The 22096-nt window shown below is 71.0% G+C and carries 20 protein-coding genes and 1 tRNA gene; 7 read left to right on the top strand and 14 right to left on the bottom strand.

Going from position 1 to position 22096, the window contains the following annotated elements; translation table 11 throughout:
- Positions 1–10 precede the first annotated feature (10 nt).
- From pknB to ACGFIW_RS32245, 7 genes are read right to left on the bottom strand one after another with little or no spacing between them, the layout of a single operon-like run.
- Positions 11–1831, bottom strand: coding sequence for a Stk1 family PASTA domain-containing Ser/Thr kinase (pknB, locus tag ACGFIW_RS32275; RefSeq protein ID WP_393323945.1), 1821 nt, complete (start codon positions 1829–1831; stop codon positions 11–13).
- Positions 1828–3261, bottom strand: a complete 1434-nt coding sequence (locus ACGFIW_RS32270; protein ID WP_393323941.1) for a protein kinase — start codon at positions 3259–3261, stop codon at positions 1828–1830. The genes pknB and ACGFIW_RS32270 overlap by 4 nt, the downstream gene beginning before the upstream one ends.
- Before the next feature lies 1 nt (position 3262).
- Positions 3263–4768: a peptidoglycan D,D-transpeptidase FtsI family protein gene (locus ACGFIW_RS32265; RefSeq protein ID WP_393323938.1), complete on the bottom strand. Its 1506-nt coding sequence runs from the start codon at positions 4766–4768 to the stop codon at positions 3263–3265.
- Positions 4765–6255, bottom strand: coding sequence for an FtsW/RodA/SpoVE family cell cycle protein (locus tag ACGFIW_RS32260; protein ID WP_393323935.1), 1491 nt, complete (start codon positions 6253–6255; stop codon positions 4765–4767). The genes ACGFIW_RS32265 and ACGFIW_RS32260 overlap by 4 nt, the downstream gene beginning before the upstream one ends.
- Positions 6256–6285: 30 nt before the next feature.
- Positions 6286–7785: a PP2C family protein-serine/threonine phosphatase gene (locus ACGFIW_RS32255; RefSeq protein WP_393323932.1), complete on the bottom strand. Its 1500-nt coding sequence runs from the start codon at positions 7783–7785 to the stop codon at positions 6286–6288.
- A complete protein-coding gene (locus ACGFIW_RS32250; RefSeq protein ID WP_357066314.1) occupies positions 7782–8267 on the bottom strand; it encodes an FHA domain-containing protein in 486 nt (161 codons plus the stop codon). Before ACGFIW_RS32250 ends, ACGFIW_RS32255 begins: the two co-directional genes overlap by 4 nt.
- A 6-nt stretch (positions 8268–8273) precedes the next feature.
- Positions 8274–9062: a DUF3662 and FHA domain-containing protein gene (locus tag ACGFIW_RS32245; protein WP_007454122.1), complete on the bottom strand. Its 789-nt coding sequence runs from the start codon at positions 9060–9062 to the stop codon at positions 8274–8276.
- A 206-nt stretch (positions 9063–9268) separates the two neighbouring features.
- Here ACGFIW_RS32245 and ACGFIW_RS32240 point away from each other — a divergent pair.
- From ACGFIW_RS32240 to ACGFIW_RS32230, 3 genes are all read left to right on the top strand, one after another.
- Positions 9269–9354 (top strand) — tRNA-Leu (locus ACGFIW_RS32240).
- Between the two features lie 64 nt (positions 9355–9418).
- Complete coding sequence (locus ACGFIW_RS32235) at positions 9419–10534, top strand: NAD-dependent epimerase/dehydratase family protein (RefSeq protein ID WP_357555072.1); 1116 nt, start codon at positions 9419–9421, stop codon at positions 10532–10534.
- Positions 10531–11337 (top strand): WecB/TagA/CpsF family glycosyltransferase, encoded by an 807-nt coding sequence (locus ACGFIW_RS32230; RefSeq protein WP_393323928.1) that lies wholly within the window; start codon positions 10531–10533, stop codon positions 11335–11337. The genes ACGFIW_RS32235 and ACGFIW_RS32230 overlap by 4 nt, the downstream gene beginning before the upstream one ends.
- A 70-nt stretch (positions 11338–11407) precedes the next feature.
- On the opposite strand, the gene ACGFIW_RS32225 is transcribed toward ACGFIW_RS32230, so the two are convergent.
- The gene (locus ACGFIW_RS32225; RefSeq protein WP_393323925.1) at positions 11408–12964 is read right to left on the bottom strand and encodes a S8 family serine peptidase; all 1557 of its coding nucleotides are present in this window, start codon (positions 12962–12964) and stop codon (positions 11408–11410) included.
- Positions 12965–13179: 215 nt separating this feature from the next.
- Between ACGFIW_RS32225 and ACGFIW_RS32220 the strand changes: the two genes are divergently transcribed.
- The gene (locus ACGFIW_RS32220) at positions 13180–13779 is read left to right on the top strand and encodes a hypothetical protein (protein ID WP_393323922.1); all 600 of its coding nucleotides are present in this window, start codon (positions 13180–13182) and stop codon (positions 13777–13779) included.
- On the opposite strand, the gene ACGFIW_RS32215 is transcribed toward ACGFIW_RS32220, so the two are convergent.
- The 3 genes from ACGFIW_RS32215 to ACGFIW_RS32205 form a co-directional block, all read right to left on the bottom strand.
- Positions 13747–14148, bottom strand: coding sequence for a hypothetical protein (locus tag ACGFIW_RS32215; RefSeq protein WP_393323919.1), 402 nt, complete (start codon positions 14146–14148; stop codon positions 13747–13749). The two genes, ACGFIW_RS32220 and ACGFIW_RS32215, sit on opposite strands and share 33 nt — an antisense overlap.
- A gap of 205 nt (positions 14149–14353) precedes the next feature.
- Positions 14354–14575: a DUF397 domain-containing protein gene (locus tag ACGFIW_RS32210; protein WP_357066294.1), complete on the bottom strand. Its 222-nt coding sequence runs from the start codon at positions 14573–14575 to the stop codon at positions 14354–14356.
- Entirely contained in the window at positions 14545–15426 is an 882-nt protein-coding gene (locus ACGFIW_RS32205; protein WP_393323916.1) for a helix-turn-helix domain-containing protein, read from the bottom strand. Before ACGFIW_RS32205 ends, ACGFIW_RS32210 begins: the two co-directional genes overlap by 31 nt.
- A gap of 625 nt (positions 15427–16051) precedes the next feature.
- Here ACGFIW_RS32205 and ACGFIW_RS32200 point away from each other — a divergent pair.
- Both ACGFIW_RS32200 and ACGFIW_RS32195 read left to right on the top strand, forming a co-directional pair.
- Positions 16052–16336 carry a hypothetical protein gene (locus ACGFIW_RS32200; RefSeq protein WP_393323913.1) on the top strand — a complete coding sequence of 95 codons (285 nt, stop codon included), beginning with the start codon at positions 16052–16054 and terminating at the stop codon, positions 16334–16336.
- Positions 16337–16434: 98 nt separating this feature from the next.
- Positions 16435–16896 (top strand): hypothetical protein, encoded by a 462-nt coding sequence (locus ACGFIW_RS32195; RefSeq protein WP_393323911.1) that lies wholly within the window; start codon positions 16435–16437, stop codon positions 16894–16896.
- A 62-nt stretch (positions 16897–16958) separates the two neighbouring features.
- Here ACGFIW_RS32195 and ACGFIW_RS32190 read toward each other — a convergent pair whose 3' ends face one another.
- Positions 16959–17852 (bottom strand): PASTA domain-containing protein, encoded by an 894-nt coding sequence (locus tag ACGFIW_RS32190; protein ID WP_393323909.1) that lies wholly within the window; start codon positions 17850–17852, stop codon positions 16959–16961.
- A gap of 237 nt (positions 17853–18089) precedes the next feature.
- Positions 18090–18776 (bottom strand): PASTA domain-containing protein, encoded by a 687-nt coding sequence (locus ACGFIW_RS32185; protein ID WP_393323906.1) that lies wholly within the window; start codon positions 18774–18776, stop codon positions 18090–18092.
- Positions 18777–18902: 126 nt separating this feature from the next.
- Between ACGFIW_RS32185 and ACGFIW_RS32180 the strand changes: the two genes are divergently transcribed.
- Positions 18903–20381, top strand: coding sequence for a hypothetical protein (locus ACGFIW_RS32180; protein WP_393323903.1), 1479 nt, complete (start codon positions 18903–18905; stop codon positions 20379–20381).
- A gap of 108 nt (positions 20382–20489) precedes the next feature.
- On the opposite strand, the gene ACGFIW_RS32175 is transcribed toward ACGFIW_RS32180, so the two are convergent.
- Positions 20490–21968, bottom strand: coding sequence for a glutamate--cysteine ligase (locus tag ACGFIW_RS32175; protein WP_393323901.1), 1479 nt, complete (start codon positions 21966–21968; stop codon positions 20490–20492).
- Between the last annotated feature and the right edge of the window lie 128 nt (positions 21969–22096).

Here is a 22096-nt window from a genome sequence, read left to right as displayed (position 1 = left end):
GAAACGCGCGCTAGTCCTCGGGAAGCCGGCTCGGCGGGGGCGGGAACGGCAGACCGACGCCGCCCCCGCCGCCGGGCGTGGTTGGCGTGGCCGACGGCGTGCCGCTGGGCGTCCCGCTGGGCGGCGGGTCGACCACCTTCAACGGAATGCCGATCTCGATGGTCACGGTCCTGTCCTTGGCCAGTGCGGTGCCCGCGTTCGGACTCTGCCGCTGGACCCGACCGGCCTGGTCCGCCGGAACCTCGTCACCATCGCGGAACTCGACCTTGTAACCCGCCTCGCGGAGCTCCTGGGCGGCCTCGTCGCGCGGCGAGTTGACCACGTTGGGCACCTTGCTGACGTTGCCCCTGGAGACCTCGACGACCACCGTGCTGTCCTGCGCGACGGTGGTCCCCGACGGCGGGGTCAGCTTGAGCACGGTGCCCTTCGCCGCCGGGTTGTCCACCTGCTTGTCCTCGACCTTCAGCCCCTGGCCCTCAAGCTGAGACTTGACAAGCTCGTACTGCGAGTTGATCAGGCCAGGGGGGATCTTCACGTCCGGCTTGCCGTCGCAGAGCTGAATGGTCACCGAGCTGCCCTGCTCCAACCGGGTGTTCGGCGGCGGATCCTGCTTGGCGACGGTGTTCTTCGTGCAGTCGTTGGCCCGGACCGGGTCACCCAGCTTCGGCTGGAGGTTGGCGCCCTGGATCTCGGTGAAAGCGGCGGTCTGGCTCTTGCCGGCGAGGTTGGGCACCAGCTTGTTGGCCTTGTCCTGTTGCATGTTCCAGAGCAGGGCGGCGACCAGGGCGATCACCGCCAGCACGCCGACCGCGCTGAATGTCGCGATCACCCAGGAGGACGCCTTACGCTGGCGCGGATCACCCACCCGGGCGGGGATCTGCCCGGTCTGGGGCCCACCGGCGGGCGCCGGGTAACCACCCCGGCCGCCGGCCGGAGCCATTGCCACCGTCTCCGCCTCGCGCAACACCGGAGTGGCCAGCACGGGCCGTCCGGCGGCGGCGCGGAGCAGGTCGGCGCGCATCTCGCCGGCGCTCTGGTAGCGGTTGAGCGGGTTCTTCGACAACGCCTTCAGCACGATCGCGTCGACGGCCGGGGTGACATCCGGGTTGATGTCACTCGGCGTCGGCGGCGTCTCCCGGACGTGCTGGTACGCCACGCTGACCGGGCTGTCCCCGACGAACGGCGGGTGCCCACAGACCAGCTCGAAGAGCACACAGCCGGCCGCGTACACATCGGAGCGGGCGTCGACGGCCTCGCCGCGCGCCTGCTCCGGGGACAGATACTGAGCCGTGCCGATCACCGCGCTGGTCTGCGTCATGGTGGTCGCGCCACTGGCCAGCGCACGGGCGATGCCGAAGTCCATCACCTTGACCTGGCCGGTCTGGGTGAGCATCACGTTGCCGGGCTTGATGTCCCGGTGGATGATGCCGTGCCGGTGGCTGAACTCCAGCGCGGCGCACATGTCGGCGCAGATCTCCAGCGCCCGGCGCGGCTGTAGCCGCCCCTCGGCGCCGAGGACCTCCTTCAAGGTCCGTCCGTTGACGAACTCCATCACGATGAACGGCAGTGTCTCGCCGGTCGGCGCGGTCTCCTCACCGGTGTCGTAGACCGCCACGATCGCCGGGTGGTTGAGCGAGGCGGCGTTCTGCGCCTCCCGACGGAACCGCATCTGGAACGTCGCGTCCCGAGCCAGGTCGGTGCGGAGCATCTTGATCGCGACGTCCCGACCGAGCCGGAGATCGCGACCGCGGTGCACCTCGGCCATGCCGCCGTAGCCGAGCAGCTCGCCGACCTGGTACCTGCCACCGAGCAGGCGGGCCTGCGCTGTCATCGCGTCTGTCGTCCTTCGCTCGTCGTCGTCCCGCCGTCGCCCGGCTGGAGTCGTATCTCCCGACGGTACGACGTCTGGGTCATATCGTCGCGTCCGTCGAGTCGCAGCACGCCGGACGTCGCGGTGCGCGTACTCGGCCCGACGGGTTCGCCGGCCTGCAACTGCTTCTTCAGGTTGAAGGAAATCACGCCGGAGCAGAGCAGGACCAGCGCGGCCAGCAAGATGGCCAGGAGCACCATCCCCGGCCGGGACCGCCGAGGCTCGGGTGACGGCGCCGATGGGCCGGGCTGCCGGGCGTACGCCGGCTGCTGTTGCTGCCGGGGTGCGGTCGGCACCGCCGCGGCACCGCGCGGGTAGCCGTTCGGTGCGGCCGGTGGCCGGGCGGCCGGCGCGACAGCGGTGGGGCGCGGCTGCTGGGCCGGCGAGACGGCGGTGGGCCGTGGCTGCTGGGCCGGCGCGACAGCGGTCGGCCTCGGCCCGGCGGCGGCCGGCGGGCGGGCACCCGGCGGTCGCATCTGGTGCGCCTGCGGCACCTGGGCCCGACCGGGCGCGGCCGGCGAGGCCGGTGCCGCGGAGACCGGCCCGGAGTTGCCACCGGCCCTGGCCTGCTGGGAGAGCGCGGCCTTGAGTTGACGGGCGACCCCGGCGAGGGCGGCGGCGCTCGGCCAGCGGGCGGCCGGGTCCTTCGCCAACGCCCGTTCGACCACCGCGCGCACCTGCGGGGGAATGTCCGACGGCAGTGGCCGGGGCGTCTCCCGGACGTGCCGCATCGCGATGTCGAGCGGGTTGTCGCCCTCGAACGGACGCCGCCCGGCCAGGCACTGGTAGGCGACCACGCCGAGCGCGTACACGTCGGACGCCGGGGTGGCCACACCGCCGGTGGCCTGCTCGGGCGAGATGTACGAGGCGGTGCCGAGCACCGAACCGGCGGCGGTGAGCTGGCCGACCAGGTCGGAGCGGGCGATGCCGAAGTCGGTCAGCACCAGCGTGCCGTTCGGCCGGACCAGCAGGTTGCCCGGCTTCACGTCGCGGTGCACGATGCCCTTTTCGTGCGCGGCGTGCAACGCGTCGGCGGCCTGGGCGACGAGGGCCATCGTCCGGGCCGGGGTGAGCCGGCCGACCCGACTCAGCGTGGACGACAGGGCGTCGCCCTCGACGTACTCCATGACCAGGAACGCGATCTGCTGGTCGTTGCCGAAGTCGTAGACGTCCACCACGCCGGGGTGGTTGATGGTGGCCATGGTGCGGGCCTCACCGCGGAACCGCTCGGCGAAGTCCGGGTCGTCGAGCAGCGCGGGAAGCAGGCTCTTGACCGCGACCGTCCGGCCGAGCACCTGGTCGGTGCCGCGCCAGACGTCGCCCATGCCGCCGCTGGCGATCCGCTCGTCGAGACGGTAGCGGTTGCCGAGCTGGACGCCGGGGCTGAGCATGTCAGCGCCCCCCGGGGTCGCGGATGGCGGCCCGCATGATCTGGCCGGCGATCCGGGCTGCCTCGCCGCTGCCACCGGGCCCGGCCTGTTCGAGCATCACGCAGACCGCGGAGATCGGGGTGCCGTTCTTGTCCAGTGCGAAGCCGATGAACCAGCCGTGGTCGGGCCGGTCCGGTGCGGACTGGGCGGTGCCCGTCTTACCGCCGACCGTGTAGCCGCTGACCGCGGCCTTCCGGCCGGTGCCGTTCTGGACGACGCTGACCATCATCTCGCGCAGGTCGGCGGCGACCTGCGGCTCGACCGGCTGACGCAGCTCCCGTGGCTTGGCGGTGAAGTAGCTGGTGGTCCGGTCCGGGGCGAGCAACTGCTGGACCAGGTAGGGCCGCATCTGGCTGCCGTTGTTGGCGATCGCACCGGCGATCATGGCACCTTCGAGCGGGGTCATCCGGACGTTGTTCTGGCCGATCGAGGACTGGGCCAGCGCGGCCTGGTCGACGCTGCCGTCCGGGTTCAGCATGTCCCCGGTCCGGCTGGCCGCCGTGGGCAGACCATCGTCGCCGAGGTGACCGACGGTCAGGTCCTCCTGCTCGAAGCCGAACTGCCGGGCCTTCTCCTTGACGGCGTCGGCGCCGAGCCGCACGCCGAGTTGCGCGAAGCCGGTGTTGCACGACTCGGTGACCGCCTCCAGCAGGGTGACCTTCGACTCCGGGCAGATCGACGGGTCGGCGTTGCGGATCGGGGTGCCGGAGGTGGGCGGCGTCCAACTGGGACCGGCCGCGATCTGGGTGGTCTTGCCGACGCCGTTCTCCAGTGCCGCCGCGGCGACCACGATCTTGAACGTGGAGCCCGGCGGCAGTGTCTCGGAGAGCGCCCGGTTCTTCAGGGGGCCCGCCGGGTCCTGCTCCAGCTTGTTGTACGCCGCGGCCGCATCCTTGTCGGTGTGGCTGGCCAGCGGGTTCGGGTCGAAGCTGGGCATGGAGACAAGCGCCTGCACCGCCCCGGTACGCGGGTCGATGGCGATGGCCGCGCCCCGCTTCGCCCCCACCTGGTTGTCGCGTAGCTGGTTGTACGCCACGTCCTGGGCCTGCTTGGAGAGGCTGAGCAGCACGTTGCCGCCACCGCTCTCGTCGCCGGTGAACATGTCCTTGATCCGGTCGCCGATCAGCTGGTCGCTGGTGCCGGCCAGGAAGTCGTTCTCCACCCGCTCGATGCCCGTGTCGGCCAGGCTGACCGGCTTGTAGCCGAGCACGTGAGCGTACTCCGCGCCGCCCGGGTAGGTGCGCTGGAACTTGAGCCTGCCGGTGGTCTCCTTGCTGGTCGCCACCGCCGTGCCGCCGGCCTCGATGTTGCCGCGTTTGCGCTTGTAGTCGGCGACCTGGACCCGACCGTTGTAGTCGCTGGTTCGGTACTCGTCGGCCTTCTGGAACTGCACCCAGTTGAGGTTGGCGAAGAGCAGGCCGAACAGGACCATGACGACGACGCCGACGCGGCGCAGTGGTGCGTTCACGGCTTGATCACCTCCGTGGGAGCACCGTGTAGCTGCTCCGGTGCGCCACCGGTGGGTCGGGCGGCCTTGCTGACGCTCCCGCCGACCGGCCGGCGGGCTCCGTCGGAGACTCGCAGCAGCACGGCGATGAGCAACCAGTTGGCCATCAACGACGAGCCACCGGCGGACAGGAACGGGGTGGTCTGACCGGTCAGCGGGATGAGCTTGCTGATCCCACCGACGATCACGAAGACCTGGAGGCCGAGAGTGAACGCGAGACCGCCGGCGAGCAGCTTGCCGAACGAGTCCCGGACCGCGAGCGCGGCCCGCAGCCCTCGCTCCACGATCAACAGGTAGACGACAAGCAGGGCGGAGAGGCCGAAGAGGCCGAGTTCCTCACCGAGGCCGGCGAAGATGAAGTCGTTCTGCACCTCGGGCAGGCTGTCCGGTTGGCCGCCGCCCGGCCCGGCGCCGAAGAGCCCACCCGTGCCCAGGGCGAGCAGGCCCTGCACGAGTTGGTAGCCCTTGTCGGTCGGGTCGGCGAACGGGTCCAGCCAGATCTCCGCCCGGACGTAGAAGTTGGCGAACGGGCCGCCGACCGTCGAGCCGAGGACGTAGGCGAGGTAGGCCCCACCGAAGAAGAGGACGAGACCGATCAGCAGCCAACTGACCCGTTCGGTGGCGATGTAGAGAGTCACCACGAACATGCCGAAGTAGAGCAGCGACGTGCCCAGGTCCTTCTCGAAGACGAGGACCATGAGGCTGACCAGCCAGACACCGACCACCGGGCCGAGGTCGCGCCCGCGCGGGAAGTCGATGCCGAGGAACCGCCGACTCGCCAGCGAGAGCACCTCGCGCTTGCGGACCAGGTAGTAGGCGAAGAAGACAAGCAGCGCCAGCTTGGCGAACTCACCCGGCTGGATGGAGAAACCACCCACCCGGATCCACAGCTTCGCGCCGTTGATCTCGGAGATGCTCCGGGGTAGCACCGCCGGGAGCATCACCAGCACGATGCCGGCCAACCCCAGGGTGTACGCGTACCGGGAGACCGAACGGTGGTCGCGCATGATGGCGAGCAGGCCGGCGGCGAGGATCACCGCGCCGAGCGTCCACGCCAACTGCCGCCCGCCGATGCCGGCGAAGGTGGCCAGGCTCTCCCGGTCGGCCACGGGCGCGTCGCCCAGGTCGATCCGGCGGAGGAAGCCCACCCCGAGCCCGTTGAGCAGGGCCACCGCCGGCAACAGGGCCGGGTCGGCGAACGGGGCGAGGAATCGGATGACCAGGTGCAGACCGAGGAAGACCGCGCCGAGCGCGGCGGCGGGCACCCAGAAGTCCGGGGTGACGGTGTCCAGCAGGTTCGCCTCGACGGTTGCCCCGTACGCGGCCACCAACGCCATGGCGAGCAGCAGAAGGGACAGCTCGGCGTTGCGGCGCGACCGCGCCAGGCGTACGCCGGACTGCTCGCCCGCGGTGGCGGGCGAGGGTGCCGGTGTGGCCGCTACGGTCACAGGTGGAATCCTCGGGATCTCAGCCGACGCTCACTCAGGAGATCGGCAGGCGGCCGGGTCGAGCGCCGGCGTGGCCGAGTCGGAGGGCGTGACGTCGGGTGTGGTGGACGAGCCGATGGCGGTGGCGCCGACGGTCGGGCTCGCGCTGACAACCACGTTGGATGTCGGGGACGCGATGGTGCTCGGGCTGCCGTTGGGGCTCGGACTGCCGTTGGGGCTCGGGCTGCCGTTCGGGCTCGACGTCGGATTGGCCGGTGGCGGCGTGGGTGTCGGCGTGCCACCCGCCGCGGCGGACGGATCGAGCGGGCAGAGCGGCTTCAGGTTGGGGTTGCTCGGGGTGTCGCTGGTCAGCTCGGCGAGCTGACGCTCGGCGTCCGGCTCGTTCTTGGCCCGGATGCCGACCCGGACGGTGTCCTGTGCGGCGACCGTGAGGTCGTCCAGTCGGGTGCCGCTGCGGCGGTGCACGGTGGAGAGGTCCATCCCGGCGATCTGACCCTGGACGCCACGGAAGACAGCGACCTGGCCTTCCTCGGTGGCTCCCACGTAGTACTGCCGCTGGGTGTACGTCCACCCTCCGAAGGCCCCTCCGCCCACGATCACCAGCAGGGCCAGCGCCATGGCGGCGGTGCGCACCGGGCGGCGCTTCGGACGGTCCGGTTCGTCGTCCGACGCCGCCGGCTCCTCGGGCACGGCCGGACGCGGCGCGGCGAGCGCCGAGGCCCGGGCGGCCGGGGTCGAGTCGTCCGCGGAGGTCGCCATGCCCCGGTCCCGGGCGGCGGCGCCGCCGACGATCGGGCTCGCCTCGACGATGTCCTGATCCGTGGCGTCGGCGATGATCACCGTGATGTTGTCCGGGCCACCGCCGCGCAACGCGAGCTGCACCAGCCGCTCGACGCACTGCTGTGGGTCGGTGTATTCCCGCAGGGTCTCGCCGATGGTCTCGGCGCTGACCACACCCGACAGGCCGTCGCTACAGATCAGGTACCTGTCGCCGGGCAGCACCTGGCGCACCGAGTATTCCGGGTCGATGTCCCGACCGTCGAGGGCACGGGTGAGCAGCGACCGCTGCGGGTGACTGCTCGCCTCCTCGGCGCTGATCCGACCTTCGTCGACGAGCATCTGGACGTAGGTGTCGTCCTTGGTGATCTGCGCGAAATCACCGTTGCGCAGCAGGTAGGCCCGCGAGTCGCCGATGTGGACCATCCCCAGTTTGCTGCCGGTGAAGAGGGTCGCCGTCAGCGTGGTGCCCATCCCCTCCAGCTGCGGGTTGGCGTCCACGGTGTCGCGGAGTTGTTGGTTGGCGGTGCCCACGGCCGAACGCAACGCGTCGACGAGAGCGTCCCCGGGGACGTCCTCGTCGAGCGGCGCCATGGCACCGATGACGATGTTGCTGGCGACGTCACCGGCGGCCATGCCGCCCATGCCGTCGGCAACGGCGAGTAGCCGCGGCCCGGCGTAGACGGAGTCTTGATTGCCGTCTCGGATCAGACCGCGGTCGCTGTGGGCCGCATAGCGCAGGGTCAGAGTCATGGCCGTAATTCGAGGGAAGTGCGGCCGATCCGGATCGGCACGCCGAGGGGGACGGGGGTTGGTCCGGTGACCTTAGCGCGATCGAGGTACGTGCCGTTAGTCGAGCCGAGATCCTCGACGTACCACTGCCCTTCGCGCGGCACGAGCCGGGCGTGTCGCGCGGAGGCGTAGTCGTCGGTGATGACCAGGGTGGAGTCCTCAGCTCGACCAATGGTGATCTGCGCTTCGCCGAGAGTGATCCTGGTGCCGGCCAGTTGACCGGCTGTCACCACGAGCTGGTGTGCCGCCCTACCCCGTTTGACCTTCGCCGGTTTCGTCGCCTGCCCCGTCGAGGCGCCCACCGCGCGCGGCGCGGCCACCAGACGACCGGAGCGGGCGCCCGCGAAGAGATCCCGGCGGATCACGCCGACCACCGTGAACACGAAGATCCACAGCAGGATCAGGAACCCGAACCGGGCAACTGTGATGACCAGTTCCGGCAAGGCGGGTCAGCCGTCCACGCGGAAGGTCAGCGTCGTCGTGCCGAGCTGGACCATGTCACCGGGGTTGAGTGCGACAGCGGAGACCCGCTGCCCGTTGACCATGGTGCCGTTGGTCGACCCCAGATCGGTCAGCACGACCTGCCCCCCGTCGAAATCCAACCGGGCGTGTCGCCGGGAGATGCCGACGTCGGGCAGACGCAGGTTGGCCTGGTCGCCGCGACCGATCACCGTCGACCCCATCTGAAGGGGGTAGGTGCGACCGTCGCCGGAGACCAGCCGCACGTTGCGACCGCCACCGTGCCCGGGCGGAGGGCCGTAGCCACCACCCTGGTCGTACGCGGGGTAGGCGGGCGGGCCGGCGTCGTAGCCGGGTGCCGACACCGGGGCGACCTCGCCGCCGGTGTAGACCTCGGCTGTGACACGGAACATGCCCGTGTCCAGGCCCTCGCCTCGCTCGATCTCGACGATCACGTCGCCGTAGACCGTCCAGGCCTGCTCGCCGATGAACTCCGCCTGCGACTGGGCCAACTCCTGGGCCAGTGCAGCGGCGTACGGCGCCAGCCGACTGTGGTCGAACGGCGAGAGATCGATCACGTAGCGGTTGGGCACCAACGTGCGCCCACCGGCCAGGATCGCCTTGTGCGCCTCGGCCTCCCGCTGCATGGCGTTGAGGATCTCCACGGGGTGGACCACCCCTTTGAAGACCTTGGCGAAAGCCCCTTCTACCAGGCCTTCCAGACGCTTCTCGAAGCGTTGCAGCACGCTCACCGGCTCCTCCTCGGGTCCCGAGGACATGATGGTATCCGGCCGGCGCGCGCGCAGCTCACACGCCGCTCGGCCACCTGCTCTCGGCCCGTTCGGAAGGGCCGGGATTGCCGTGCTAATCTTTCGTCCGCCACGAACGGTAATCGCTCGTGGCGAGCGCCTTGGACAGCGTAGTATTCCCGGGGCCGCTGGAGACAGCGGGGCCGGGGCGGCTACAGTGTTCCGGGTCGTGCCACGGGGATGTGGCGGAATGGCAGACGCGCACGGTTCAGGTCCGTGTGCCCGAAAGGGCGTGGGGGTTCAACTCCCCCCATCCCCACCACCGACGAGGGCTCCGCTTACCGCGGGGCCCTTCCGTCATATCGGGACGAGCCAGACGTCACGCTATGCTGCGATGGATTCTGCCTCCGATGGACCGGGAGTGGCGTGTGAGTGTCGCGTTGGTGACAGGGTCGGGTGGCCTGATCGGCTCCGAGGCGGTCCGGCACTTCGCCGGCCTCGGTCTGGACGTCGTCGGCATCGACAACGACATGCGCCGGTATTTCTTCGGCGAGGACGGCTCCACATCCTGGAGCCTGGAGCGGCTCGCTCGCGACCTGGGCAGCGCGTACACGCATTTCGCGGTGGACATCCGGGACCGCGACGGCCTGGAGCAGGTTTTCAAGAAGTACGCCTCGGACATCGCCGTGGTGATCCACAGCGCCGCTCAGCCGAGCCACGACTGGGCGGCCAAGGAGCCGTACACGGACTTCGACGTGAACGCCGGCGGCACGCTCAACATCCTGGAGAACACCCGCCGGCACGCGATCGACGCGCCGTTCATCCACTGCTCGACCAACAAGGTCTACGGCGACCGGCCCAACAGCCTGCCGCTGGTCGAGCTGGAGACACGCTATGAGCTGCCCGAGGACCACCGCTGGTACGAGGGCATCACCGAAGAGATGTCGATCGACCACTCGCTGCACTCGGTCTTCGGCGCATCCAAGGTCGCGGCGGACGTCATGGTCCAGGAGTACGGGCGCTACTTCGACATGAAGACCGCCTGCTTCCGCGGCGGCACGCTCACCGGTCCGGCGCACTCGGCCGCCGAGCTGCACGGGTTCCTGGCGTACCTGATGCGCTGCGTGATGGAGGGCCGGACATACAACCTGTTCGGTTACAAGGGCAAGATGGTCCGGGACGCGATCCACTCCCGCGACGTGCTCACCGCGTTCGAGGCGTTCTTCCGGGCCCCGCGCTCCGCGGAGGTCTACAACCTCGGTGGCGGCCGGCACTCCAACACCTCCCACATCGAGGCGTTCCGGATCGCCGAGGAGATCACCGGCCGCGAGGCGCGGATCAACTACGTCGAGCAGAACCGCACCGGCGACCACCAGTGGTATGTCAGCAGCATGGCCCGGTTCGAGGCGCAGTACCCGGACTGGAAGATCACTTACGACGTGCCGATGATCCTGCGGGAGATCTACGAGGCCAACGTGGGTAAGTGGGTATTCAAGGCATGACCGCGCGGACCAAGCGCAACGTGCTCGGCGTCCTGGTCGACGCCACCGACTACGCGACGGCGACCGACGCGGTGGTGACCGCGGCGCACGAGCGGCGTCCGCTCGCGCTGACCGCGCTGGCCGTGCACGGCGTGATGACCGGGGTGCTGGATCCGGCGCACAACGCCCGGCTCAACTCGTTCGACGTGGTCACGCCGGACGGGCAGCCGGTGCGGTGGGCGCTCAACCTGCTGCACCACGCCGGGCTCGCCGACCGGGTCTACGGGCCGACGTTGACCCTGCACGTGTTGTCGCGCTTCGCCGACGAGGGGCTACCGGTCTACCTGTACGGCTCGACGGAGGAGACCCTGGCCCGGTTGATCCCGGCGCTGGAGCGGATGTTCCCGGCCCTGAAGATCGCCGGGGTGGAGCCGTCCAAGTTCCGTGCCGTCCGGCCGGGTGAGGACGCCGAGATCGCCGACCGCATCCGGTCCAGCGGTGCCCGGTTGGTCCTGGTCGGGTTGGGCTGCCCGCGCCAGGAGGTCTTCGCGTACGCCATGCGGCCGCTGCTGGACATGCCGTTGATGGCGGTCGGTGCGGCCTTCGACTACCACGCCGGGCTGCTGCGCCAGCCTCCGCGCTGGATGCAGCGCGCCGGCCTGGAGTGGTTCTGGCGTCTCGGTCTGGAGCCGAAGCGGCTCTGGCGTCGCTACGTCATCCTCAACCCGGCCTACCTGAGCCGGCTCGCCGCCCAGAAGGTCGGCCTGTGGAAGGCCCGCCCGCCGGCACCGGCGACCGAACGGCCGGCCACCTTCTCGGTCTGACCCCTGATCGCGTACGACACGAGGCCCCATCCGATCTTCCGGTTGGGGCCTCGTGCGTGGGGAGGGAGGGTCAGACGGTCAGGGTCCAGCTGTTGATGTAGCCGGTGTCGGCCGCGTAGGTGTCCCGCACCTGAAGCCGCCAGATGCCGTCGGCGGCCTCACCGGACACGTTGGCCGTGTAGGTGGTGTTCACGTTGTCGGCGCTGTCCGAGGTGCTGCTGTTCTTCAGCCGGTACGCGCTGCCGTCCGGGGCGAGCAGGTCGATGACCAGGTCACCACGGTAGGTGTGCACGATGTTGACCGCCACGGTGGAGGCCGACGAGGCGTTGCGCCCGCAGCCGGAGATGGTGATCGAGCTGGTCACCGCCGCGCCGGCGTCCGGGATCGACACGTCGGTGCCGTTGGTGCCGGTGCAGCCGGTGGGCGGCGGCGGGGTGGTGCCGGTGCCCACGTAGAGCAGCAGGTTCGGTGAGCCCGAGCCGGGGTTGCTCACCACGTTGGGCGTGGCGCTGGCCACCAACTGGTTGCGGACCTGCGCCGGGGTCCAGCTCGGGTTGGCGCTGGCCACCAGGGCCGCCGCTCCGACGACGTGCGGGGTGGCCATCGAGGTGCCGCTGATCGTGTTGGTCGCGGTGTTGCTGTTGTACCAGGCCGAGGTGATCGACGAGCCGGGCGCGAAGATGTCCAGGCAGGTGCCGACGTTGGAGAACGACGACCGAGCGTCCGAGCTGGTCGTCGAGCCCACCGTGATGGCCTCCGTGGTACGCGCCGGTGAGGTGTTGCACGCGTTCGCGCCGTTGTCGTTGCCGGCCGCGAGGCCGTACGTGACACCGGAGGCGATCGAGTTGCGCACGGCGTTGTCGAGCGAGCTGTTCGCCCCGCCACCGAGGCTCATGTTCGCCACCGCCGGCTTGATCGCGTTGGCGGTGACCCAGTCAACGCCGGCGATCACACCGGCGTTGGTGCCGCTGCCGGAGCAGTTCAGCACCCGGACGCCGACGAGCTGGACCGCCTTGGCCACCCCGTACGACGATCCGCCGACGGTGCCCGCGACGTGCGTGCCGTGTCCGTTGCAGTCGTCGGCCGCCCCGCCGTCCACCGCGTCGTAGCCGGACGTGGCCCGACCACCGAAGTCGTTGTGGGAGAACCGGATGCCGGTGTCGATGATGTAGGCGTGCACGTTGCTGGCCGTGTTCGGGTAGGTGTATGAGCTGTCCAGCGGCAGGTTGCGCTGGTCGATCCGGTCCAGGCCCCAGGAGGGCGGGTTGGCCTGTGTGCCGGAGATGGAGACGGTGTGGTTCTGCTCGACGTACGCCACCGCCGGGTCGGCCGCGATCCGCGCCGCCGCGCTCGCGCTGACCTTGACCTCGAAGCCGCGCAGCGCCGCGCCGTAGGTGCGGGCCACCGTGCCGCCGTGGCGGCCGGAGAGCCGCTTCGCGGTGTCACCGACCCGGTCGCGGGCCACGGCGCTGTCCTTGAGAACGACGATGTAGCTGTCCGGCACGGCGGTGGCTCCGCCGGCGGCCCTGACCTCACCCGCGGGTTCGGCGGCCAGGGCCGGCGTGCCGACGGCCAGCACGGTCGCCGTGGCCACCCCGACCAGTACGGACCTTCGTGGAAGACCCATTTCCTACCTCCCTCTGACCGGTGGTGGAACGTGACCACCGGTCCCAACATCAATCGACAGTTGCCGATCTAGCTGAGAGTAAGTCAGTGACCAGGTAGTTGGACATGCCGGAACGTCCATATCTCGGTGCGATGACCCCTACGGGCCTGCGGTCCGGGGCGAACAGGGGGCCGGCCCGGATTCGCACCGGCGCGATTCGGGAAAGACTCTCGAGCATGGAGAGTCAACTCACCATCCTGCTTCCGGTAGCCGCCGTCTGGTTGGCCGCCGGCGTTGTGGCCGACGGGCTCCCCCGGCTGCGCACCACCTGCATGCTGCGCCGGCGTACCGGATGGTTGCTGGTGTTGGCTCTGACCGGCACGGCGCTCACCGCGGCCGTGCTCGGCGCGGGCCTGTTCAGTGCCGGCACCGCGCCGGTCGACCGTGCCGCCGCCGGGCTCACCCTGGTCGCCGGTCCGGCGCTGGTGGCGACGGTCTGCTCCCTCCGGCGGATCAGGCGGCTGCGGGCCGGGGCGGGAGCGTTCGTCAGTGCCCCCGGCACGCCGACGCCCCACGGGCTGCGCGCCGCCGCGGCCCACCCGCTCGTCGGCCTGCCGCTACAGGTGACGGCCCTGGCCACGGTGCCGGCGGTGATCGGGGCGATCGGCACCGATCTCGGCGCCGACCCGGGTGTCACCGGGCCGGCGATCACCGTGGGCGCGCTCGCGGTGATCGCCATCGGGGTCCGGCACGCCCTGCGGCACAGCCGGTTCGCCGAGCGGGCCCAGCCCGACGTTCCGCGATCAGCGCGGGCGGCCGGCCCCCTGCACGTATAGCAGTTCCAGGATCGCCCTGGTCGCCTCGAACCAGCGGTCCAGCCAGCCGGGCGGCGGCACGCTGCCCCTCGGCGGCAACTCCATCAGCAGGCCGCGCAGCAGCGGGTGGTCGGCCAGCGACCCGCTGGGCTCCATCGGCCAGCCGGTGGGCGGAAACGACGGCTCCACCAGCGGGTTCGGGTCCAGTGAGGGCAGCGAGAGCGGAATATCGGCCGACTCGGAGGCCGACGCGTCCCGCCCGTTCATCTCCTGGTCGGTCGACACCACCTCGGTCAGTACGCTGTCCCGACGCGCTCCGCGGTACTTTCCACCGAACCGCTCCGGTTTTCCCGGACCGCTGGTGAGATTGTCTGACCCGATCGTCGTCATCCGTCTCGCCTACCTCGCTCGGTTGCCGGTCGGGGCGACGGGTCGTCGACCCGCGCCGTACCGACCGGTTCAACGAGACGGGCCGGCTGTGGCGACGGGAATCCCGGCGGAACCTCGCCCAGCCGCCCCGGGCCCGGTCCTCCCGGACACGGCAAGGTCCCCGTCCGGATCCGAATCCGAACGGGGACCTCGGTTGACCACTCGGTCAGACCGCGCCGAACGCACCGCCTCGGGTGCCGCCGACGAAGGCATGCCAGTCACTCGGTGCGAAGACCAGGGCTGGGCCTGCCTTGTCCTTCGAGTCCCGCACTCCGACCGCCCCCGTCACGTACGCCACCTCCACGCAGTTGTCACAGTTCGGCCCGCTCTTCGAGCTCTTGAACCATGCTGCCTGCGTCAGGTCCACGGGGAACCCTTTGGTCGCCATTTCCACAACGGCTCCTCTGCCAGTTTTGCGATGTGTGCGACAGACTCCTCTGGACGTATGGCCGCAGCGCGGATGTGATCGAAGATGAAGCTGTACTTCTGCAGTTCGTCGCTCTTCTCGAGGAAAAGCCCACCCGTGGCGTTCTCCGCGTACACAACATCCGGATCACCGGGCTCAGGGAAGCTGAGGATCGTGAAGGTGCCGTCCATGCCGGCGTGCGCGCCCACCTCGAAGGGCAGGATCTGCAGCGTCACGTTCGGCAACTCGGCAGCCTCGACCAACCGCTTGAGTTGGCCACGCATCACCTCATCCCCGCCTACCGGCCGACGTACCACCGCCTCATCGAGTACCACCCACAGATCGACCGGATCGTCCTGGGTCAACAACGACTGACGGCCCAAACGGACACGCACCCTCTGGTGCACCTGATCGGCGGTGAAGTCCGGCCGGGCCGCGCGGATCATCGCCGACGCGTACTCCTCGGTCTCCAGGAGACCCGGCACGACCTGCTGTTCGTACGCCCGAATCGAACTCGCCGCCGCCTCCAGACCGACGTACGCGCCGACGAGCACCGTGCTGTACGGATGCCACCAACCTTTTTGTCGGGCCTCCCGGGCGATCTGCACGAGCTCGTCACTCTCAGCGCCGACCACCCCGTAGATCCGCAGCATGTCCCGGACGTCGCGCGGGGTGGCGGTGGTGTGCCCGGTCTCGATCCGGGAGACCTTCGACGCCGAGCACTCCAACTGCTCGGCGACCACCTCGATGGTGATCCCGGCGGACTCACGCTGGCGGCGCAGCTCGGCACCGAGCCTCCGCCGCCTGATGGTGGGACTGCGCCGCTCACTCATCGCGCGAACCGCGAATCGCTGATCCCCGCCGCTGGCTGCTCGACCCCACTCGGGCTACCTCCGGTCGCCGCGCCACTGATGACACCCGCCGGGGGCGCGACCGTCGTCCGGCAAGCGTTCGCGACGAGGGGTGGTGCCGGTCCTCGGCCGGCCGCGACGGGCGAAACCGGCTCCCAGTGTGCCGTCCGTACGCGGAAGGCTTCAATAGGCCTTTCGCGGGACCCGCTCACGTATCGGCAAAAGTCGACGTGCAACTTGCATGTGGCACGTCCCTCATGCACTCTGTCCGTATGGCCCGGGTTACACAGCGTCTCCGTCCACTCCCTCGCAGTGGTGACCCCACCGAGCCGGGAGCACCGGGCGCGACGCGGGCCCGGCCGACAAGACCCAGACCTGCTCCGGGGGTAAAGACCCCGCTGCTGCAAGCCGGCAAGCTGCGGCGGCGGGCGCGGTCCCCGGAAGCATCCGGGTGGTGGTCGGGTGGCGGCACGCCACCAGCGAGGTACGGCCCGGCCACCGCCATCCGCACCACCGGTTCACGAGGCACGACCCCGTCACCGGCCGAGACGTCCCCCGTTCAGGCACCGCCGGCACAGCTGCCGGCCAATCCTCCCCAGGAGCCCATGTGCTTCCCCGCACCGGTGACGTACTGCTCGTGACTCGCGCGGCGAGTGTCCAGTTCCTCCGGCCCATCAAGTTCCGTGTGATCCGGGTGTTGGACTGGCCCACCTACGACGGCTGGCTCTGGCTCGACGGCTACGAGTTGAACGCCGCGGGCGACGCGGTCAACAGACGGTCGATCTTCGTCCAGCGGGCAGGGCTGCAACAGCTACAGGCAGCCCCCGAGCCGCGCCCGCACACCGTACGCGGCCGACGACCGGTCACCCGTACCCCGATCCGGGTTGGCTGACCGACCCGATCCGCCGCCGGTGGGCGTGCCGCCACCATAGAATTGGTACGCCCACCCCGGCACTGTTCCATCCGTGCGTCCAGGACCCTGACCCTGGGATGGTCATGGTCAATCAGCCCGCCCTGCGGCGGCACCACCGCTCCCTCATCGCCTACGCAATCGGACTGCTCGCCCTCCTCGGGGCGGTGGCCACGATCCTGGTCCTCGTCCGCGACCCGGCGATGTCGTCCACCCGGCTGACCACACCGGTGCCCGCACCTGAGATCACCGTGGTCGACGCCGACCCGTCGGCGGACGACGGTCCACCGGCGCACGAGGAAGCCGACTGGATCGGCGCCGACGACCCGGGCGAGCACGCCGCCGGCACCGACCCGACCGGGCCGGTGGTCGGCGGTGGCGCCGGCGGCCAGTCCGACGGCCGTCCGGCACTCACCGAGGCGGCTCCGGCCCGGGACACCGCGCCGGACGTCCGCCGCTCCCTGTTCTGGTCCGGGATCGTCGGTCTCGCCATCTCCGCCGCCGGCCTCAGCCTGGTCGGCACCCGCCGGCGTAGGTGGTGACCACCGGGATCAGGTCAGCGTCGGCCTGATCGGCACCCGTCGGCGGTGGCGGTCAGCACCGGTCAGGGCGTGCTCGTGACCGTCGGACTCGGCGCGGTCGGGCTCACCCCGGTCGAGGGCCGGGCCTGGGAGACGATCAACGACACCTCGTCGTCCGTCGACACCTGCGTGCCCGTTCCCGGCTCGGTGCCCACCACGGTCCCCGGTGGCAGCTCCGACGGACGGTATACCACCTGGTAGGTGATGCCGAGCCGGCTCAGCAACCCCTCGGCGGTGGCCTGCGGCAGCCCGGCGAGCGGCGGCACCGGCACCTCGTCCGGCGCGCTGGTGGTCGGCGAACTGCTCGGTGTCTCACTTGTCGGTGCCGCCGAGCTGGGGGATGCGCTGGTCGGTGCGGCACTTGTGGCACGTGTCGCACTGGCTGACGGGGCTGACGGGGTGACACCCGGGTCGTCCCGGTCGTCATCGCGCTGGGCGAGCACCAACCAGAGCGCTCCCCCGAGCAGCCCGACGAGCAGCAGCGCGAGCACACCCCACAGGATCGGCAGCCACCAGCGCCGGCCGCCCTGCTCCTCGACGTACCACTCTCCGCCGGATTCCGGCCGGGACGGCCGCACCTCGGCCCGCCCGGACCACGACGACGAAGTCGACTGCTCCACAGGTATCCGGGTCGTCTGGTCCGCAGGCGTGCCCGGCGTACCCGGGGTGGCCGGCGGCGGGCCCGACCCGACCGGCGGGCCCGGCTGGGTATCGGCGGAGCTGTCGATCGGCATGGTCTGGTCGGGCGACGCGGCGGGATGAGCCGGGACGGCCCGGTCGACAGGCGCCGTCTCGTCCGGTGCGCTGGCGGGTCGGGTCGGTTGGGACGGCTCCGCCCGCTCGGTGGACGGTGGCAGGGGGCGGGTCCGGTCGTCGTCGTCCTCGCCGGCGTGCGGCTCCTGGCGGTCGTCGCTCATCGCACGTCCTTTCCCGAACCGGACGGGCGTCCTGGCCCTCGACCGTCAACCCAGGGCCTGTGTCAAACCCCTGGCTGGCCTGCGGCGGGCCTCGGCTCGACCGAGGACTCTGACACAGACCCTAGTCGCCCAACCGGCCATCGGTGGGGATCAGCCGGCCGAGCCGCGCCGCCCGCGCGCAGGCGCGGCGCGGCGATCCCGCCGGACCGCCCCGAGAGTCGGCTCGCCGGCCCGAGATCAGGGAGTGGGCTTCGCCGTCGGTTGTTCGGGGGCACCCGACCCGCACCAGATGCTGACCTCGTCGTTCCAGCGGGCCGGGCCGTCCTCCACCGGATCCTGCCGGGCGACCTTTCCGTTGCGGCCGCTGATGTAACGCGGGTAGAGGCCCTCGTCGATCAGATCGTCGGCAGCCTTGGCGCAGTCCTTCCCGACCACGTCCGGCACCTCGGCCGCTGGCGCCGGCCCAGCCACCTGGAGTTGCACGGTCGTACCCCGGGCGACCTCGCTGCCCACGGTCGGTAAGGTGCTCTCGACCGTGCGACCGGCCCCGCCGCCGAACACCAGACGCCAGCCCAGCCGCTGCTCGCGCAGCATGTCCCGGGCCTGTTCGAAGTCGGTCCCGATCACCGGTGGCACGGTCAGACCGGACCCCTTGGTCGCCGCGGCGGACGTGCGGACCGCCGACGGCGTGGCCCGGCCGGTGCTCGGCCGGGTCGCGGTGGTCCGGCTGGTCGGCGGAGCGGTCGTGGTCGCGGCGGCCAGCGGATCCCCCGAGGGCGGGTCACCGTCGCCGGCCAGCAGCCAACCGCCGGTCGCGCCGATCGCGGCGAGCAGCACAACGGCCAACCCACCACCCAGCAGCACGCTGGCCCGGCTCGTGCCGCCGCCCGCGGCGTCCTGCGAGCCCGTGCTCGTGTCCGTCATACCGCCCACCGCCTCATCACCGCCGACCGTACCGCCCGCCGCCCAATCCGCCGCACCGACGGTCCGTCCATACCGGCGGGTCGTTGCGACTCGCCGCGCCGACGACGGGACGTTACGCTGCCCGGCATGGCCAGACAGGGCTGGGGAGTGTCGATCGCGACCGCGATCGGAATCGCTGCCGGCGCGGGCGCCGCGCAACTGGGCTTCGGCTACGGGCTCGGCGTCATCACCTGGACGCCCACCGACCTCGGGGCCACCGACACGGCCTGGGCTGACGGCCTCGCCTGGGCCACCTGGCTCGCCGCCAGCTCGACGGCCCTCGGGGCGGTCTGGGCGCAGCGGCTACACCAGCGCGGCGCACCCTCGACGCCCACGCCGCCGGTGACCGGTCGGGAGGCGACCGAGGTTTCCGACGCCGCGCGTCCACCCGCCACCGACACCGCCGACCCGGAGGCGACCGACAGGCGATCACCCCAGCCGACCGAGGTGCCGGCCGACGACCGGGCCGACCCGGAGACGACCGGAGGGCGATCACCACATCCGGCCGAGGTGCCGGCCGGCGATCGGGGCGGCCTGCTGCGGCGGGTGGTCCTGGCGGTCGGTGCCGGGGTCGGCGGGCTGGTCACCGTACTCCTGATCGCCGTTCCCGCGCGGGTCGCGACAGGTGCCGACACCGGCGAACCGCAACGGACCGCCGCCGTGCAGGCGACGCTCGGCGTCCTGATCGGTGTGCTCGTCGCGGTCTGGGCGCTCCGCTCCCGGGCCGCCGCGGTCAACGTGACCGCGACCGCCGCCTGGCTGTGGCTGCTCGCGGTGGTCTCGGTGATCGACGGGGTACGCGTCGGACGAGGGCTGACCGGTGCCCAGCTCGGCACCTGGCAGCTCGATCCGGACCAGCCGCGGTACTGGATCGCCGACCAGCTCTACTGGCCCGGTGCACTGTTGGCACTCGTGCCCGCGCTGCTGATCGGTGTGCTGGCCGCCCGGGGCAGCGCCCGGTCGGTCGGGCACCGCGTCGGGGCCGCGGCCTCCGGCGCCGCCGGTCCGGTGCTCGTCGCGCTCGCCTACCTGACCACCCTGCCGCACTGGTCGACGCTGGGCCCCGCGCAGCTGTCCACCCAGCTGATCGCCCCGTACGCGGTGCTCGCCGGCATCGGCGGGTCGGTGCTGGCGGCTGTCCTCGCCGAACGCGCCGAGCGGAGTCGGGGTGCGGCTGCCCCGGTCCCGAGGACGGACGCGCGCCCGGCTGCTCAGGTGGACTCGGCCCGGGCCACCGTCGACGGGCCGACCCCTCGGACCGATCCGGCTCCGAACGCCGAACCCGACTCCGAGCCGTCGACTTCCCGCTCGTCCATCGCCACCTCGGGTCGACGCGGCAGGACCGCCGCCGCACCCCGGACAACCACGGCGGGCGCCGCACCGGGTGCGGAGGCAGCGTCGGGTGCGGAGGCAGCGCCGGGTGCGGAGGCGGCGCCGTGGGTGCCCGCACCGAGGGTGCCCGCGCCGCGCACCGAACCATCCATCTCCGCACCCGCGGAGGAGCCGACACCAAGCGCCCGTCGCCCCCGCGCAACCCGCCGATCCACCCGGCCCACCTCCGACTGACCCACCCGCCCCCGGCCCCTCCCCGCCTCATTGATCATGAGGTTGTTGCCATCCGGCACGGGGCGTGTCGCGGCAATAACCTCATGATCGACGCGATCGGGGGTGGGGTCAGGGGACCGGCCAGGTGTGGACCGGTTCGTTGGTGCGCTGGAGTTCCGCGTAGCGCTGGACCATGTGGTGCAGCGCGGCCGACCGGTCCATGCCGAGGCGCCGCTGGGCCGCCCACACCGCCTCGGTCTGCCAGACGGCACCGTTGCGGCCGGTGCGGCAGCGTTGCTCGATGATGCCGAGCAGCCGGTCCCGCTGGGCCGGTGCGACGCCGAACCCGTCCAGGCCGGCCGCGGCGGTGGGCAGCAACCGCTCCAGCACCAGCTTGGTGACGGGCACGTCGCCGAGCCCGGGCCAGTGCAGCACGGCATCGAGGCCCCGCCGGGCGGCGGCCTGGAAGTTCTCCTCGGCGGAGCTGAAGGTGAGCTGACTCCAGATCGGACGGTCCGCCTCGGCCAGACCTCGCGCCAGCCCGAAATAGAAGGCAGCGTTGGCGAGCATGTCCACCACCGTCGGGCCGGCCGGCAACACCCGGTTCTCCACCCGCAGGTGCGGTCGGCCGTTCATGATGTCGTAGACCGGGCGGTTCCACCGGTAGACAGTGCCGTTGTGCAGCCTCAACTCCCCGAGCTGCGGCACACCGCCGGCGTGCAGCACCTCCACCGGGTCCTCGTCCTCGCAGATCGGCAGCAGCGGCGGAAAATACCGAACATTCTCCTCGAAGAGATCGAAGATCGAGGTGATCCACCGCTCACCGAACCACACCCGGGGCCGTACGCCCTGGGCCTTGAGTTCGTCCGGGCGGGTGTCGGTGGCCTGCTGGAACAGGGCGATCCGCGTCTCGGCCCACAGTTGACGCCCGTACAGGAAGGGGCTGTTCGCCCCGACCGCCACCTGCACGCCGGCGATGGCCTGGGAGGCGTTCCAGTAGTCGGCGAAGCTGTCCGGTGCCACCTGGAGGTGGAACTGGAGGCTGGTGCAGGCGGCCTCGGGGGCGATCGAGTCGGTGTGCGTCCGAAGCTGCTCGACACCGCGGATGTCCAGCTCGATGTCCTCGCCGCGGGCACCCACGATCTGGTCGTTGAGCACCCGATAGCGTTCGTTGGTGGAGAGGTTGTCCTCCACCAGGTGCCCCTCGGTGAGGGTGGGCAGGATGCCGACCAGGACGATCTTCGCGTCGGACGTGGCCGCGCGCTCGTCGGCTCTGGAGAGGCTGCCCCGCAGGTCGTGCTCGTAGTCGGCGAAGCCGGTGCCCTCGATCAGCCGGGGTTCGGCATTGAGTTCCAGGTTGAACTGCCCCAGCTCGGTCTGGAACAGCGGGTCGGCGATGTCGGCGAGGATCTCCTCGTTGCGCATCGCCGGCTCGGCCGCCGAGTCGACCAGGTTGAGTTCGATCTCCAGGCCGGTCATCGGCCGGTCGGCGTCGAACCCGAAGTCGTCAAGCATGAGGGCGAAGACATCCAGGCACCGTCGCACCTTCTGCCGGTAGCGGACGCGATCATCGCGGGTGAAGGCGCCCTGCACGACGTCCCTGCCCATGTGTCCTCCCGACAGCCGGCGCGGTCGGGATTCTGCCCTCCCGGCAAGCGCATTGTGAACCCTTCACGGTAAGAGCGCCCACCTGACCGGGCCAGAGGCCGACGGGGGTGATCCGACGTCGACCGGAG

Source organism: Micromonospora sp. NPDC048935, from assembly GCF_043197875.1.
Taxonomy (GTDB): Bacteria; Actinomycetota; Actinomycetes; order Mycobacteriales; family Micromonosporaceae; genus Micromonospora.
This window is presented reverse-complemented; position numbering and strand designations above follow the sequence as displayed.